Origin of the sequence: Pedobacter ghigonis, assembly GCF_903166585.1 — a bacterium.
In the GTDB taxonomy this organism is placed as follows: Bacteria; Bacteroidota; Bacteroidia; order Sphingobacteriales; family Sphingobacteriaceae; genus Pedobacter; species Pedobacter ghigonis.
This window is the reverse complement of the sequence record NZ_CAESCM010000006.1, coordinates 195,689-210,984: the sequence shown is the minus strand read 5'-3', so window position 1 is coordinate 210,984 and position 15,296 is coordinate 195,689. Positions and strand designations below refer to the sequence as shown.

At 38.5% G+C, this 15,296-nt stretch carries 15 protein-coding genes; 2 read left to right on the top strand and 13 right to left on the bottom strand.

Annotation, left to right across the window (positions count from 1 at the left end; all coding sequences use genetic code 11):
- Positions 1 to 39: 39 nt before the first annotated feature.
- Both rpsG and rpsL read right to left on the bottom strand, forming a co-directional pair.
- Positions 40 to 507, bottom strand: a complete 468-nt coding sequence (gene rpsG / locus HWV58_RS11135; RefSeq protein ID WP_025145241.1) for a 30S ribosomal protein S7 — start codon at positions 505 to 507, stop codon at positions 40 to 42.
- 17 nt (positions 508 to 524) lie between these two features.
- Positions 525 to 938 carry a 30S ribosomal protein S12 gene (rpsL, locus tag HWV58_RS11130; RefSeq protein WP_008244597.1) on the bottom strand — a complete coding sequence of 138 codons (414 nt, stop codon included), beginning with the start codon at positions 936 to 938 and terminating at the stop codon, positions 525 to 527.
- Positions 939 to 1,339: 401 nt separating this feature from the next.
- Between rpsL and HWV58_RS11125 the strand changes: the two genes are divergently transcribed.
- Both HWV58_RS11125 and HWV58_RS11120 read left to right on the top strand, forming a co-directional pair.
- Positions 1,340 to 2,245: a prohibitin family protein gene (locus HWV58_RS11125; protein ID WP_175634177.1), complete on the top strand. Its 906-nt coding sequence runs from the start codon at positions 1,340 to 1,342 to the stop codon at positions 2,243 to 2,245.
- A gap of 16 nt (positions 2,246 to 2,261) precedes the next feature.
- Complete coding sequence (locus HWV58_RS11120; protein WP_175634176.1) at positions 2,262 to 2,849, top strand: rhodanese-like domain-containing protein; 588 nt, start codon at positions 2,262 to 2,264, stop codon at positions 2,847 to 2,849.
- On the opposite strand, the gene HWV58_RS11115 is transcribed toward HWV58_RS11120, so the two are convergent.
- From HWV58_RS11115 to HWV58_RS11065, 11 genes are all read right to left on the bottom strand, one after another.
- A complete protein-coding gene (locus HWV58_RS11115) occupies positions 2,846 to 3,301 on the bottom strand; it encodes a hypothetical protein (RefSeq protein ID WP_175634175.1) in 456 nt (151 codons plus the stop codon). The genes HWV58_RS11120 and HWV58_RS11115 overlap by 4 nt on opposite strands.
- Positions 3,302 to 3,340: 39 nt before the next feature.
- A complete protein-coding gene (locus tag HWV58_RS11110; protein ID WP_175634174.1) occupies positions 3,341 to 4,741 on the bottom strand; it encodes an aryl-sulfate sulfotransferase in 1,401 nt (466 codons plus the stop codon).
- A gap of 100 nt (positions 4,742 to 4,841) precedes the next feature.
- Positions 4,842 to 6,371, bottom strand: coding sequence for a RagB/SusD family nutrient uptake outer membrane protein (locus HWV58_RS11105; RefSeq protein WP_175634173.1), 1,530 nt, complete (start codon positions 6,369 to 6,371; stop codon positions 4,842 to 4,844).
- A gap of 36 nt (positions 6,372 to 6,407) precedes the next feature.
- Positions 6,408 to 9,503, bottom strand: coding sequence for a SusC/RagA family TonB-linked outer membrane protein (locus HWV58_RS11100; RefSeq protein WP_175634172.1), 3,096 nt, complete (start codon positions 9,501 to 9,503; stop codon positions 6,408 to 6,410).
- 197 nt (positions 9,504 to 9,700) lie between these two features.
- Positions 9,701 to 10,276, bottom strand: a complete 576-nt coding sequence (gene cysC / locus HWV58_RS11095) for an adenylyl-sulfate kinase (protein WP_235972711.1) — start codon at positions 10,274 to 10,276, stop codon at positions 9,701 to 9,703.
- A 24-nt stretch (positions 10,277 to 10,300) separates the two neighbouring features.
- Positions 10,301 to 11,074 carry a 3'(2'),5'-bisphosphate nucleotidase CysQ gene (cysQ, locus tag HWV58_RS11090; protein WP_175634171.1) on the bottom strand — a complete coding sequence of 258 codons (774 nt, stop codon included), beginning with the start codon at positions 11,072 to 11,074 and terminating at the stop codon, positions 10,301 to 10,303.
- A complete protein-coding gene (locus tag HWV58_RS11085; RefSeq protein ID WP_175634170.1) occupies positions 11,064 to 12,095 on the bottom strand; it encodes a sulfotransferase family protein in 1,032 nt (343 codons plus the stop codon). Before HWV58_RS11085 ends, cysQ begins: the two co-directional genes overlap by 11 nt.
- The gene (gene chrA / locus HWV58_RS11080) at positions 12,092 to 13,324 is read right to left on the bottom strand and encodes a chromate efflux transporter (RefSeq protein ID WP_175634169.1); all 1,233 of its coding nucleotides are present in this window, start codon (positions 13,322 to 13,324) and stop codon (positions 12,092 to 12,094) included. Before chrA ends, HWV58_RS11085 begins: the two co-directional genes overlap by 4 nt.
- A 557-nt stretch (positions 13,325 to 13,881) precedes the next feature.
- Entirely contained in the window at positions 13,882 to 14,280 is a 399-nt protein-coding gene (locus HWV58_RS11075; protein ID WP_175634168.1) for a hypothetical protein, read from the bottom strand.
- Positions 14,281 to 14,444: 164 nt separating this feature from the next.
- The gene (locus HWV58_RS11070) at positions 14,445 to 14,663 is read right to left on the bottom strand and encodes a VF530 family protein (protein ID WP_175634167.1); all 219 of its coding nucleotides are present in this window, start codon (positions 14,661 to 14,663) and stop codon (positions 14,445 to 14,447) included.
- A gap of 20 nt (positions 14,664 to 14,683) precedes the next feature.
- Complete coding sequence (locus tag HWV58_RS11065; protein WP_175634166.1) at positions 14,684 to 15,295, bottom strand: class I SAM-dependent methyltransferase; 612 nt, start codon at positions 15,293 to 15,295, stop codon at positions 14,684 to 14,686.
- Position 15,296 lies beyond the last annotated feature (1 nt).

The following is a 15,296-nucleotide window of genomic DNA, read 5'->3' as shown; positions in this document are numbered from 1 at the left end:
ATTAAATCTGTGTAATCTTACTAGTCTGTTAATCCTAAATTAGAATCTGAAGTGAGAGAACGCTTTGTTAGCCTCAGCCATTTTGTGCGTATCTTCTTTCTTCTTAACAGCAGCACCTTCACCTTTAGCAGCAGCTACGATTTCACCAGCTAGTTTCTCTTTCATGGTTTTTTCACCACGACGACGAGCGTATAAAATTAACCATTTCATACCTAAAGCTGTTTTACGCTCTGGTCTAACCTCAGTTGGAACCTGGAAGTTAGCACCACCAACACGACGAGATTTAACCTCTACAGCTGGCATAATGTTAGTTAATGCACGTTTGAATACCTCTAAACCGTTTTCACCTGCTTTTTTCTCAGCAATTTCAACAGCATCGTAAAAGATTGAGTAAGCGATAGATTTTTTTCCATCGTACATCATATTGTTTACAAAACGAGTTACCTGAACATCATTGAATTTTGGATCAGGAAGAATAATTCTCTTTTTTGGTTTTGACTTTCTCATTTCTTATTTCCTCCCGATTATTTCTTTTTACCTTTTGTTGGCGCCGCAGCTACTTGTCCTGGTTTTGGACGTTTAGTACCATATTTCGAACGACGTTGGTTACGACCAGCTACACCTGATGTATCTAATGCACCACGGATGATGTGGTAACGTACACCTGGTAAATCTTTAACACGACCACCACGGATCAATACGATTGAGTGCTCCTGTAAGTTGTGACCTTCTCCAGGGATGTAAGCATTCACCTCTTTACCGTTCGTTAAACGAACACGGGCTACTTTACGCATTGCTGAGTTTGGTTTTTTAGGGGTAGTGGTGTACACACGTGTACATACACCTCTTCGCTGTGGACAGCTGTCCAACGCTGGAGACTTACTCTTGAACTCCAGTGCTACTCTACCTTTTCTAACTAATTGTTGAATGGTTGGCATTGTGCTTTTTTATGTTTTTTTATTAAAAAATTTACCGCTCCCCCGGCATCTTTACAGATAGCCCATAAAACGGACTGCAAAAGTAGAACAATTCTTTTTAAAAATCAAGGGGTTAGCGTAAAAAGTTTTCAGTTGGCAATTGCCGGTTTTCAGTTGGAGATTAAGGAGTTGCGGCTCGCTGTGCAGTTTACAATTATCAGTTTTCTCCCCAGAACGCGCTAACAAGGGCGTCATGCTGAACTTGTTTCAGCATCTCATTTGCTTGTTTAAATTACTTTCCAGAAAGCGATTCTTTAGCTCTTTTTACAGGTTTGGTTACTGTTAAATACCGCAAATGCACATAATTTAAATTTGTACAAAATTGTTTGAAATACTTTATCTTTAATAAAAATCTAAATTATATGTTCTTAAGTATCATCGGAATTATCGTCATTTTTATTGGCTTTGCTGTTTCTAATCAAAACAATGCTCTTGGCCGCTACAGCAATATCGCCAAAATTACAGGTGTGGTTTTGGTAATTATCGGCTTATCCTTTTCGGTGTTTAAAGTGATTGATGCCGGTGAAGTTGGCGTTAAAACAGTTTTCGGGAAAGTAGACAACGATGTTTTGTATAGTGGCATGAATGTAATTAACCCAATTGCGGTAATCACTCCCTTTGATGTTAAAACCCAAAATTATACCATGTCTGGTGTTCATGATGAAGGCAATAAACAAACTGACGATGCATTGCGCGTTTTATCTGCCGATGGACTGGAAGTAATTATTGATCTCTCGGTATTATTCAGGGTTAAAGGAAGCGCCGCTCCGCAGATCTTAAGAGAAATTGGAACCGACTATCTGGAAAAGATTGTTCGCCCGGTTTCGCGTACTGCCATAAGAGATAATGCTGTAGCTTATGATGCTGTTGCACTGTACTCCAGTAAACGGGATGAATTTCAGGCAAAAATATTTAACACCATCGAGAAAAGTTTTGCCAAAAGGGGCTTAGAACTGGAGCAACTTCTAGTGCGCAACATTACCCTGCCGGCATCGGTAAAAGCGAGTATCGAATCTAAAATAAATGCAGAACAGGATGCACAAAAGATGACATTTGTACTTCAAAAGGAACGCCAGGAAGCAGAACGTAAAAGAGTGGAGGCCCAGGGTATTGCCGATTACCAGCGTATTCTTTCAACAGGATTGAGTGACAGGCAGCTTCAATATGAATCTATATTGGCTCAAAAAGAAATTGCGAAATCGGCAAATACAAAAGTCATTATTATGGGGAATGGAAAAACTGCTCCAATTATTTTAGGAGGAAATTAATTTAAACACTCAAAACATGAAAACGAAAATCATTACCATCGTGCTTTTTAGTATTGCGTATCTGTGTAATGCGCAAACTACTCCACCTGTTAAAAGAAAGGCCAATGTAGATTTTGATGCTTACGAAAAATTAATACCCGAAGTTAAAGCCCACCGAAAAAATAAGCTTATAGATCTGCCATCCTTTTTAAAAATGGCCGCAGAAAAAGGCACCGTTATTTTAGATACCCGATCAGATAGCCTATACAAACGGAAGCACGTTAAAGGCGCGATACACCTTAACTTCTCAGATTTTACGCAACAAAACCTGCTCAGGCTTATACCTAATGTGGATACGAGAATATTAATCTATTGCAACAACAACTTTGTAGATGATGCAGCCAATTTTGCCAGCAAAACAGTTATTCCTGTCATGGTTAATAAAAAGATCTCAGCCATTTCATTAGCGCTCAATATCCCGACTTACATTAACCTGTATGGCTATGGGTATAGAAATGTTTATGAGCTTTCTGAATTGGTAAGCACATTAGATAAAAGAATAACTTTTGAGGGTACGCACGTTAAAAACATTGCGGTTAACGCGCAAGCATTAAAAGTTAACTAATTACAATCCTTAAAACCATCTTTCAGCACCTTTAACCTGGCTACCGCAGCTTCGAGCTCTTTGGGGGCTTTTCCGTATTCGTAGGTAATTTTATATTGCTTACCATCAGCATTAATGGCAATCCACTCTGCGCCACCATCTGCACAATCAGGGCAGCCTATTGTTTCGGGCAGGGCGGCAATTTTCTCTATATTCAGATCGTTTTTGATGGCATTTACATCTGCCTCTGAAATTGTTTTGCTGCAGGTTTTGGTATCGGATGTCTGACCGTTTTTTGATTTGGAAAAAGTAAGTTTCAAATCGCTGATGAGCAGATTATTGGAACAATACCCCACACACATCCCAAACGAAGAGCCATAGCTGATACTGTTTAGGTTATTGATGCGGTCTTTTTTACATCCGGCAAAAGACAGGATGGCACTCAGCGTAACAAAGAGTAAAGTTCTTTTCATAGGCTTAAATCAATCGGTTTATTAATTATTTTGTTGTTATTAAGGTTTTAAAACAGGGCTTAGCTGTTCCGAATTTACGAAAATTGCCCTATAAGCAGGCACTGAAGCTTCTAAAGTCCATAATAATACACCTTTTCTATTGGTTAACACCATAATATGCCTTTTTGAACTGCAACACAGTATATTTTCAGGGGTAATCATATAAGCGCTCCCCATCCGGTCGTTATAAATTTGCGGAGGCAGCTTTACATGCATATCCAAAGTTGCACTTTTGGCCAGCTGATTTAACTTAAAGGTATAAACACCCGATTGATGTTTATCTATCCCATTATCGAAAAACATTAAATTACCCTCGGTATTGATGTGCACGGCATGCGCCTGAGAAAAACTGGCTTCGGCAGGCATTTTAATATCCCCTCCTTTACCAAACTTCCAGATTACCTTGCCTGTTTTGGCATCGATTTTCCAGATCTGCCCATTGTTATAAAAGGACATGATATAATTGCCATCCGTATCGTAATTTAAACTATTGGCATGCATCCAGTCTTTTTTGGTTTTTAACAAGGCCTTGTCAGCCAATGGATCAAGTGCATCAAACACGCTCCATTTCCAGATCTGCTTTCCTTTCTGGTCCATCACCATAATACCGTCGCCATTTATGGTATCTTGCTTTGCACCACCAATGTGACTTAAATCGGTTACTTTCTGATCAATAAACAAGGTGACCAATTCACCTTTAGTATTTTTCAAAATTTCGTGGTGAATGGTTTGTTTAAAATCACCCTGTCCTTTTTTCAGGTGCAACACGGTATCACCATTCAGGTTAATTTCCAGAATCTGACTGCCATAGCTGGTGGGTTCATCGTTGCTGCCTAAAATAGATAGCAGGGTTTTATCTTTGGTAAAGTTGATTACTTTGAAGCCAACATTATCAATCATGTGGTACCACCGCAATCTGCCTTTGTAATCGACCAGGTAAGCCATTCCGGGCGAATACCTTTTGTTAATGAGGATTAAACCATTTTTAAATTCCTTTGGGATCAACTTATCATCAGCACTTTTGGCCTTAAACTGGTCTTTTAACCATTCGGGTAAATCGCGCGATTCGAAGGTATAAGTTTTACTCGCCGTTTCGGCACCATTATTTACGGTAATAACCTGATAGGCATAACTGGTTTTAGGAAGAATATTGCACAACACCAGCGTGTGCTTACTTTTGCCTTTCGACAATGGTGTTACCTGTTTAGCAGAATCGGCAATTTTATTGGGCCAGTATTTTATGTAGACATCAGCGTCCGCACTGGTATTTACATCAATCTGGATTTTTAATTCATTGTTGTTGTGCAGGCCAACCTTAATTTCTTTTATACCAACTTTTTCCGAACATCCGGAAAAGGCCAGCACCAGTAGTAAAACCGCTACATTTAAAATATGCTTCATAAATTTCTGATCATTAAAAATATATAGGATGTTGCTTGTAAACAAAAAAGAATACATAGCAAAAACTACATATTCTTTTTTGTTAAATAAAAGTATGAAATTATTGTCTGCCCGAGTTATTTAAATTCGGGTTAATATTTACCTGGTTTAAAGGATAAGGGAAATACTGATCGCGTGGCATTACCACGGTTGGTGTTTGGTTTATACGCTTTAAATATCCGTTAACGATACTTTCGTATTTACCAAAACGCATTAAATCTGCTCTTCTTTTTCCTTCATAAAACAATTCCCAGCCACGTTCCTGTAAAAGTGCATCTTTTAATGTGGTTTGGTTGTAGTTAGCCGCAACCAATAATTTGGCATGCGATCTTCCTTTTACCTGATTGATCAGATTGATACACTCGGTGTTTGGACCGCTTAATTCGTTAATAGCTTCAGCCCTGCTCAACAACACATCGGCATAACGCAGAATATTTACACTATGGCCATCATAATACGTATTGGCTCCATTTGGATCAGCATATTTTGCGGTAGCTACATCCTGCATATAAAATACACCGGCCGGTGGGGTTGCTCCCAATGTCGGCGCTTGTTTATGCACCAGTTTATCAACACCCAGATATTCAGGAAAGAAAAGTTTTTTCCGGTCATCCGCATCATCAAAGCTGTTATAGAAATCCCAGGTTACAGCATAATACTGCCACCTATCAGTTAAAACTGGGTGTTGTTCTGGTCCAAAGTGATTTAACAACTCTGTTCCATTTACATTGGCATCGCTTAATACCGAGAAAATATTTTCTGAACACCATTGATTACTTTCAGCAAAAAGTCCTGAATAACTTGGAAAAAGCGAGTAAACATTTAAATCCATCACCTGCTTGGTTACATCCAAAACTTTTTGCCATTGGTGCTGGCGCAAGTATAATTTAGCCAGTAAAGTTAGTGCAGCTCCTTTTGTTGCACGGCCAACATCATCGGTAGAATAGAATTTATGATTTGAATAATTAATTGGCAAAGTTGAAGATGCCGCCTGTAGATCGTTTATTAACAATGCTTCGATCTGATCAAGGGGCGTTAATTGTTTGTTATCAAAATAATTAGGAGACATAGAAGCTTGTTCAACATCTTTCTCAGTAGCTAAAATTACCGGACCCCAGGCATCAGTTAAATCCATATAGGCTACAGCCCTTAAGAATTTAATCTCCGACAGAAACTGGTTTTTCTCTTCACTTGTAATAGCTGTCATGTTAGAGATATTAAAAATCGCATTGTTTGCATTTGCGATCAGCTTGTAGATCTGTCTCCAATCTTCTGCGATTAATCCATTTGCCGAATTCCACTGTACATTAGATAGCTGACCTGGGTCACCTCCATAGCTGCAGTGCCCTACATCGGTAGTCAAATCAGTCAATGCAAAGTGCCTAACGGTCCAGTAATCAAAATTGTCTCCTACCGATGGTCCCTTTAAACGAGCATAAACAGCGTTTACCGCTGCAATAGCATCCGATTTTGTCTTAAATGCATTGGTAATGGTTAAGCTGCTATATACAACCGGATCTAAATCTTTTTTACACGAAAACTGCATAAGTACAACTGCAGCTATGGCTATAATAATCTTATATCTTTTCATCTCTTTATCTTTATTAATCCTTACGGATTGAAATTATTAGTTGATGGTTAATTTTACTCCTGCCGAAAATGTTCTGAAAGCAGGGAATGCATTAAAATCAATTCCCCCACCAAAGTTACTTCCCGAATGTGAGTTTACCTCTGGATCAGTTCCACTATAATTAGTCATGGTCAGTAAATTCTGGCCTTCAGCATATACACGCAAACCTTTTATCACTTTGATACGATCGAATATTTTTGCTGGTAGCGTATATCCGAGTGAAACTGATTTCAACCTTACGTACGATGCTTTTTCTACAAAACGGGAGTTTACGTAGCTACCATAAGTACTTAAAAAGTACCCTTCACGTGGGATCTCGGTATTTTCATTAACGCCAGCTACAAACCGGTTTAAAGCATCCGCACCAGTAGTCGATTCCAGTACCAGTCTGTTCATATTATATAAAGAATAACCAAAAGCACCCTGAAAGAAAATATTCAGATCGAAACCCTTATAATGAAAGTCGTTTCCAAAACCCATAGTAAAACGCGGGGTCGAATTTCCTAAAAAGGTCATATCATCGGGAGTAATTTTTCCATCACCATTGGTATCCTGGTATTTCGGATCACCCGGTTTAGAATTTGGTTGAGGCGCATAAGTTTCACCTGTTTTAATTACACCGGTGTAAACATATCCGAAGAGTTCGCCAAGCTCCCTACCTGGCACCACGCGAGAAAATTCACGCCCTGATACCGTACCACTCGGATTGGCTGTATTTACAGAAATTTGGTTAACAGGCCCCAATGACAATACCTTTTGACGATTGAGCGCAATATTAAAATTAGTGTTCCAGCTAAAATTATCATTACGAACATTTACCGTATTTAGCAAAAATTCAACACCACGATTTTGTATCGATCCTGCATTTACAGTGATGGAATTAAAGCCCCAATATTGCTCTATTGGAATACTAATTAACAAATTGGTGGTTTTCTTAGTGTAAAGATCTATTGTTGCATTTACACGCCCATTTAAGAAGCCCATATCTAAACCTAAGTTAAATTGTGTGGTACTTTCCCATTTTAAATCTGGGTTGGGTAAAGTTTTAGGCTCTGTACCAATCTGTAAGGGATCGCCCGGATTCAGAACTGTGCTGTAATTGGTAAAAGTGGCTAAATACAAATAGTTGGGCACACGATCATTACCAGTTACTCCATAACTTGCCCTAAGTTTTAAATTAGAAAAGGTGTTTAGGTTTTTGATAAATTCTTCGTCAGTAAATTTATAGGCAATAGCTCCTGAAGGAAAATACCCATAACTATAATTAGGACCAAATTTTGATGAACCATCTCTTCTTAATGTAAAAGATGTTAATAGTTTATCTTTATAATTATAGTTTATCCTTCCATACATTGAATTAAATGTAGACTGTTCTTTAAAACTGTTATAGCCGTTACCTAAATTTGATATTGTAATGCCTGAACCATTTGGTGTTGAACCAGCGCCAAGGTTATAGAACAAATAAGCATCAGTTGGAAACCCTTTACTTCCAGCCGCAATAAATTCGTTAACATCTTTTTGATTAGATACACCAGCCAAGAACGTAAAATCATGATCACCTGTTTTGTATTTATAGGTTAAATAATTTTCTACCAACCATCTAAATGTCGTCGAACTTTTTTGCGCAGCCAATCCGCCATTTTTTGAACCAGCACTTAATGTTCTGGGTATATATTGCCCTTCGTTCAGGTTGGTATATTCAGCTCCTCCTCCAAGGTGATAAGTTAATCCTTTAATAATTTCGTAATCTAAAGAAACATTGGCATTAGCCAGTTTATTGTTACTTGTATTGGTTGGTTCAAGCAAGCTGGCCAACGGATTATCCTTTCCCTGGTAGCGGTAATAACTTCCATCGGCATTATAAACCGGAATGTTGGGTAATGCTGTTAACAAACCAAATAATGGAGCTGTAATATCCGCAGAGTACGATTGCTGTAATACTTTAGCCGACGAACCATAAAAATTAGCACCAAGCTTCAACCTTTCGTTCAGGTTTTTTTCGGCACCAATCCTTGCGGTGTATTTTTCGAGGCCAGTACCTTTTAAAACACCCTTCTGGTTAAGGTAATTACCTGATACATATAATTTAGAATTCTGATCGCCACTGCTGATGCTTAAACTTCTATTGTGTACCGAAGCATTTTGCGTAGCTTCATCCATCCAGTTGGTATTTGCAATATTAAAAGAAGGTGGGAATAACACTGGTTTTCCATCTTCAACCGCTGTAGCATTTTGTATAGCTGTATATTGCTGACCATTTAATAAAGCTGGTTTATAAGTTAAGAACTGGTTACCGTTCGATAGATCCAAATCAATGGCTACCCTACCAGCTTTACCTTTTTTAGTAGTGATTAAAACCACTCCATTACCACCCCTCGCTCCATAAATGGCAGCCGATGAGGCATCCTTTAAAATCTGGATGTCTTCTATATCATTCGGGTTAATTGTACTCCCATTATCAGAAATAAAACCATCTACTACGTATAGCGGGCTGTTAGTGGTATTGATAGAGTTACCACCCCTTACCGTAATTTGCATACCAGCACCTGGCGCAAAACTGGTTTGCTGTACCTGCACACCTGCTGCTTTACCCTGAATAGCCTGTCCAATATTTGATGTGGTACCACCTAAATTTAGGTCATCACTTTTAATCGAACTGATAGAGCCTGTTAAATCCGTTTTCCGCTGCGTACCGTAACCTACCACAACAACTTCATTTAGCTTATTTAAATCTTCTTCCAGATTTATGTTTACCACGTTTGAAGCTCCAACGGTTACTTTCTGCGTTTTATACCCTACCAGCGTAAAATTTAAAACACGTAACTTTCCTTTTAAGGTTAATGTAAACTTACCGTTGGCATCAACGGATGTGCCATTCTTCACATCGGTTTCCGTTACTGAGGCTCCAACCGCTGGCAGGCCTTTCTCATCTTTCACCGTTCCGGTTACAACCGTTTGTGCACTGGCTGCAATGGGGATGAGCAGAAACAGACAACAATAAATATTTTTTAAAAGTGCGTTAAAAAGATTGCTCCTTTTTATAGGAATGCTCTCCCTATAATGAGCTGTGGTTTGTTTGTAAATTTTAGTCATGATGATTCGTTTGATAGTTGATAGCAGGCAAGAAGCAACGACTATTGTTTCTTGCATATATAATATTAGCAATTAAACAATTCACTTGCACAGCAAAACACTGCGCAATCGATTGACTAAGTAGACTAAAGACTATGAACGATCAAATGAATGTTGGAAGCAGATGCCTTAAGTGCTCGTTTTCAGGGATGAACACCCTAAATAACGGCCCCGATACGGAGGTTAATCTCACTAAATAAGCGCTCCATACTTTCAACAGCACTTTCAGTATTGGTTTTAAGAATTAAGTTGGCATTGGAGGAAGGTTCGAACTTAGCGCTTACCCCTGTAAAATTGGAGATCAAATTTTGGCTCGCATCTTTGTACAAACCTTTCACGTCTCTTTGCTGACATATATTTAAGGGGCAATCAATAAAAACCTCAAAATACCGCTCACCAATAATTTCAGCAGCCAGAGTCCTTTGGGCACTCATGGGAGTAATAAAGGAGCAGATGGTTATAATGTTATTGTTCAGCATCAACTTGGCTATTTCGGCTGCCCTTCTGATATTTTCGGTTCGATCTTGTTCGCTAAACCCCAAATCTTTATTGATACCCTCTCTCAACGCGTCTCCATCAAGTGCAACTGAAAAGAAACCGGCTAATTTTAATTTTTCGCTCAACAGGGTAGAAATGGTTGTTTTTCCTGAACCTGAAAGCCCGAATAACCAGATCACTAATCCATTCTGGCCTGAAATACCAGATGGATGGTTAAGCATTGTTTGTTGTAGCATGAATAAAGATGTTAGCTTTTAAAATTAGTCAACTTTACACAAAAAGCCTTCATTTAACAACGATTCTTTATTATACAACATGGGCTTTCCGGATAAGGTGCTGATATTACAGCCGCTAAACAGGATAATGGCATGACCAGCTGCCGTATCCCACTCCATAGTAGGACCTGTTCTTAAATAAATTTGCGCTTTCCCTTCGGCCAGAAGGCAGAATTTTAACGAACTCCCTACAGCTACAGCATTTGTAACCGGGTATTGGCTTAATATTTCTTTTTCTTTACCATCGGCATGCGACCGGCTTACAGCAGCCGTCCAATTAGCGGTATTTACTAACTTAATCTGTTGAGGTGCTTCTCCAGGCAGTTGTTTCCAGCTGCCAATGGTTTCGCTCCCGTAATATAATGTATTTTGAACCGGAATATAAATCACCCCTAAAACCGGGGTCTGCCCTTTAATGAGTGCAATATTTACCGTAAACTCTCCATTTTTTTTGATAAACTCTTTTGTTCCATCCAGGGGATCTACGCACCAAAAAAAATCGTAATCCTTCCTGTCTTCGTAGGCTATGCTTTTCCCTTCTTCGGATATAATTGGAATGGCCGGATATCGTTTTTTCAACCCTGCACAAATAATATCGTTTGCCATTTTATCGGCAATGGTTAAGGGCGATGCGTCGCTTTTGGTTTCTACTTCGAAACCTTCATCGCGGTTATACACGGTTAAAATTGCCTCACCTGCCGCTACGGCAATATCCAGAATTGCCTGAATATCGATACTTTCAGTAATATTACTTTGCATGGATTGCTATTTTCGAATTTCTGATTCTTTTAAGTATTTCCAGCTGTGGGTTTCTTTTATCCAAATCAGACTGACGGGCATTTTCCATAAAATGCTTTTTCATTTGGTCGTTTTTATCGTTAAAAAGTGCAATATCTGCGTCTGGAATAAATTGTCCATGAACTGAAGGATTTACTAAAGTATATCCAAGTTCTGTTAAGGTTTGCTGGTTAATGATCTCAAATATATTGATTTCTTCTGCACTAAGTTCTTTTAAAAACTTGCGGGTATTGTCTTTAATGATAGGTTTAGCTAAATTCTCCCACATTTCACCTGCATTGGCTGTAGCCAGCGATTCTTTTGAACGATGAAAATCGAGCATACTTTCAAAATACTCAATTTCGAGAAAGCGGCATAGCTTTTTAATCACCTCTTCGGGATTAGCGATCAATTCTTCGTAATCCAATGCAAAAAAACGCGCTGGCTCAATTTGCTTCGACAACTCTATACAAGCGGTTTGGTCTTTAAACCATTGCTGCGCCAAATGGTAAATATGCTTTTCTCCAACAATTGCTTTTTTAAATGATAAAGCTACATCGCGCCCATCACGATATAAATAGATATATTTAAGTTTGGGCGAATATTTTTCCAGCTCGCTGGCATAATGCACGTTGGCCATACTTTTACAGCACCAATATTTCGCATTTTTCGATCGCGCCACAGATTCGTACACCAAACGGTTAATTTCGAATAAACTCTGTTCCTTCGAATTTTCGTAAATCCAGGCTTTATCCAGTTCAACTCCATCCCATGGTACCGGATTGACATTTACATAATCAACTACATCGCTTATTAATTCCCTGTAACTCTCATCATTTAAAGGGCTATACAAGTTTAAAAGCGGCACAAAGGTGACTAAAATATGGGGTGGATGGGGTGAAGCAATTTCGTCAGACTGATCTAAGATCACCCTTAGCAGGTTTGAGCCTGATCTTTGCGTACCTATTATCTGGATGCCAAGTGGGTTTGAAATATTGTTCATGAAATAAAAATGCTTAAAATTCCGAAAAGGATTGAGCCAAGGATCAAATATACCGGGCTTAGTTTATACTTAAAACTTAACACAAATGCAATTATGGCCGTGACACCAACTAAAATGGTTCTTGGCTGCATTAATAGTATTTTAAAGGCCGAAGAAATAATCAGGCCGATTACCACCACTTTAACCCCACTAATCATACTTTTAATTAAGGGGTGATCTTTTGTACGGTTAAAAATTTTAGAAACCATAATCATTAAAGCCGCAGCTGGTAAAAACATGCAACAAGTGGCTAGCAACGCACCTGAAAAACCAGCCAGCTTATAACCAATAAAAGTTGAACTTACTAAAATGGGTCCGGGGGTAACCTGACTAAACGCAATGGCATCTATAAATTGCTTGGAATTAAGCCAGTTCAAATCTTTAACAAACAGCGACTGCATAATTGGGATAATCACGTATCCTCCGCCAAACAGGGAAATGCTAATACCCGAAAAAACTGTTCCGATTTTAAAAAAAATGTTAGCGTAACTTTTAAAAAAACCACTGACGAATAAAACCTGATTGACAAACAAAATAGCCAACACCGATAATGAAACCGGACTTAACTGCAGGTTGTATTTCAACTTAAGCCCACCTAAAATCTCTTTGTAATTGTTTTTTTTTCTATCAATCAACAAGCCGCTAATTGCGCCAATTAACATTAAAACAATGGTTAAAATATAACTGCCAATAATTAAATCGAGTGCTACCGCGAATAGAAAAAGAGCTATTTTACTATAGTTGAGTGCTATTTCTTTGCGGAATAATTGTAAGCCAGTAGAAAAAATAATGATGCCAATGGTGGCGCCAACGTATTGCATTACCGAAGTCCATTCGATTTTAAAACCACTTGAAAAGTATACGTAAGCCAAACAGAGTATCAGAATACAAGCTGGTAAAAGCACTGCGAACATGCTTACAATTGCTCCCAATTTACCTTTTAGGGTATAACCAATATTAGCAACCACGTTTACTGCAAGCGGCCCTGGCATAAAAGAGGCTACCGTTATACTATCCAGCACATGTTCGTTATCAATACTTTTATCCTGCTCTACCATAATGGTCTGGATTAAAGATACCAACGCCATATGCCCACCGAAGCTTACACAGCCAATTTTAAAAAAGGTAAAAAAGAGGTACCTCAGCGTTATTATTTCCTTAGTTAAGCCTCCCTGCACTGATAACTCCATATTTCTTTTCTTAAGATTAACCTTGTACCCTTTTTCTATGATGATCAAAAAAGGAACTTATACAGGATTGGCTGTGATTTACGATTTGGTTCTTTCAATATCCTAAATTTATGGCTTTTGGTGCTAAAAAAGGCGTAAAAAAATTACGCAAACGTTTGATTAAAGTGCTGTATTTTAATAATTTTATCTAATACGCGCAAAAAAGCCAGATCAACCTGAAACAACAATTTGACTGCGTTTGGCCAATGTATTTCTTTAGCTGCATTATTGAACTGACTTATGATACAAAGCCGCTAAATTAGCCTAACGAAAGTATTGAACAAACGTTTGTGTTAAATTTCCTGATCTATTTAATTAATGCGTAAAAACTGTTTGCGCCTTAAAATCAGCTAAGTAATATGTCAATCGATCTCACATGACTGGTTTGGCAACGTCGGTTTATTGGCCAACAAAAAAATCCTCCAGTTTTAACTGAAAGACTTTCTCTTTTCATGATGACGATATACCTTGTTATTTTATTATTAAATACTGAAAATCAATGAGGAATACTTTGTGAGCTAAGGCAAATCGAAAGCAAGCGAATAATTTAATCTTTTTCCACTTTGTATATATTCAGAAATTACCTTTCCATCTACCAAAATTTTGTATTCTGCCCGCGATTTTGCTTTGGCTTTAGCCAGTGTTTTGAGTTGAGCATGTGTGCCGGATTTTAAAGTCACCTGCTTTTCCCATACGCCACCTATGTTTTTCAGATTGGTTTGCTCACCACTTTCATCGGTATAAGCAGCATCCGCTTTCAAACCATCTCCAAAACTGACCTGATATACTACGGTATAACTTTCTTTCTGGGGTACATTTATTTTGCCTTTCGAATTGGAATAGACGGTTGTCATGGTTGAAAAAGCACAGCTGCTCAAAGCAATCATCAGCAAAAAACAATAGAAAATATTTTTCATAGAGATAGGGGTTAGATCAAGATGACGATGGTTTTAAAGGAAAGGTTGCAGACAATAGTTTTGAAGGAGGAAAATTTTGAATGATTGAGTAAACAACATTCTCTCATTCAACCACTCTATCATTCAGCCCTTCTATCATTCTATCATTCAAAACTCAATCATTTTTATGCAAAAGTATCCACATATAAATCTTCTACCTTTTTACGTGCCCAGGGCATTCTTCTTAAAAATTTCAAGCTCGATTTGATGCTTTGATTATTATTAAAGCAATCGATCCTGATCAACGTACCCAGTTTTTCCCATCCATAATGTGCCTGAAGATCGGTTACAATTTTTTCTAAAGTAATACCATGCAGGGGATTGTTTTTTTGCTGTTCGGCCATGGTGCAAAGTTAAGGCAAATTTATTGAGGTTTATATTGTGCCAGCCAAACATTTGCCCCACCACAATCGGGGTCGTTTACCTGATGCTTCAGTACCACAAACTTATTAGCTTCGAGCAGTGCCCGGTACTCTGCAGTATCTAATGAGTCATGAAACAGGTTTTCTCCTCCGTTCTCGCCCCAGGCTTCTCCCCTTTCGGTACCAGAGGTAAACAACAAAATACCATCGGGGTTGAGGTGATTTTTGAAAATTTTGAACATGGCGGGCTGATCTGCTTCAGGTAAATGAAAGAAACTATGCCAAGCAATAAGCACATCAAATTTTTCATCCAAACGTAGCTCGCGCATATCCTCTAATATTAACCGGGTATCAGGGAAATTAGCCCTGGCCAAATCCAGCATCTTTTCACTTGCATCGATACCCACAACACGGATATTGTGCTTAATGAAATGCTCCAATATGGGCTTCCCGTTACCGCAGCCTACATCCAACACGCTGGCATTTGGTGAAAGCTGCCCAATGATCGGGTCCAAATAAACACGTTCTACCGAATCGGCATAACGGTTTTCGGCAAACCACTCACCTATTTTATTGTAAACCTGATAAACGTTTTTGCGCTCTCCTTTTTCCATC

Excerpts from the sequence above, each read along its gene's own strand:
- rpsL (WP_008244597.1), bottom strand. The coding sequence starts at position 938 with ATGCCAACCATTCAACAATTAGTTAGAAAAGGTAGAGTAGCACTGGAG.
- chrA (WP_175634169.1), bottom strand. The coding sequence starts at position 13,324 with ATGGAGTTATCAGTGCAGGGAGGCTTAACTAAGGAAATAATAACGCTG.
- HWV58_RS11100 (WP_175634172.1), bottom strand. The coding sequence starts at position 9,503 with ATGACTAAAATTTACAAACAAACCACAGCTCATTATAGGGAGAGCATT.
- cysC (WP_235972711.1), bottom strand. The coding sequence starts at position 10,276 with ATGCTACAACAAACAATGCTTAACCATCCATCTGGTATTTCAGGCCAG.
- cysQ (WP_175634171.1), bottom strand. The coding sequence starts at position 11,074 with ATGCAAAGTAATATTACTGAAAGTATCGATATTCAGGCAATTCTGGAT.
- HWV58_RS11085 (WP_175634170.1), bottom strand. The coding sequence starts at position 12,095 with ATGAACAATATTTCAAACCCACTTGGCATCCAGATAATAGGTACGCAA.
- HWV58_RS11075 (WP_175634168.1), bottom strand. The coding sequence starts at position 14,280 with ATGAAAAATATTTTCTATTGTTTTTTGCTGATGATTGCTTTGAGCAGC.
- HWV58_RS11070 (WP_175634167.1), bottom strand. The coding sequence starts at position 14,663 with ATGGCCGAACAGCAAAAAAACAATCCCCTGCATGGTATTACTTTAGAA.
- HWV58_RS11125 (WP_175634177.1), top strand. The coding sequence starts at position 1,340 with ATGTTCTTAAGTATCATCGGAATTATCGTCATTTTTATTGGCTTTGCT.
- HWV58_RS11105 (WP_175634173.1), bottom strand. The coding sequence starts at position 6,371 with ATGAAAAGATATAAGATTATTATAGCCATAGCTGCAGTTGTACTTATG.
- HWV58_RS11110 (WP_175634174.1), bottom strand. The coding sequence starts at position 4,741 with ATGAAGCATATTTTAAATGTAGCGGTTTTACTACTGGTGCTGGCCTTT.
- HWV58_RS11115 (WP_175634175.1), bottom strand. The coding sequence starts at position 3,301 with ATGAAAAGAACTTTACTCTTTGTTACGCTGAGTGCCATCCTGTCTTTT.
- HWV58_RS11120 (WP_175634176.1), top strand. The coding sequence starts at position 2,262 with ATGAAAACGAAAATCATTACCATCGTGCTTTTTAGTATTGCGTATCTG.
- HWV58_RS11065 (WP_175634166.1), bottom strand. The coding sequence starts at position 15,295 with ATGGAAAAAGGAGAGCGCAAAAACGTTTATCAGGTTTACAATAAAATA.
- rpsG (WP_025145241.1), bottom strand. The coding sequence starts at position 507 with ATGAGAAAGTCAAAACCAAAAAAGAGAATTATTCTTCCTGATCCAAAA.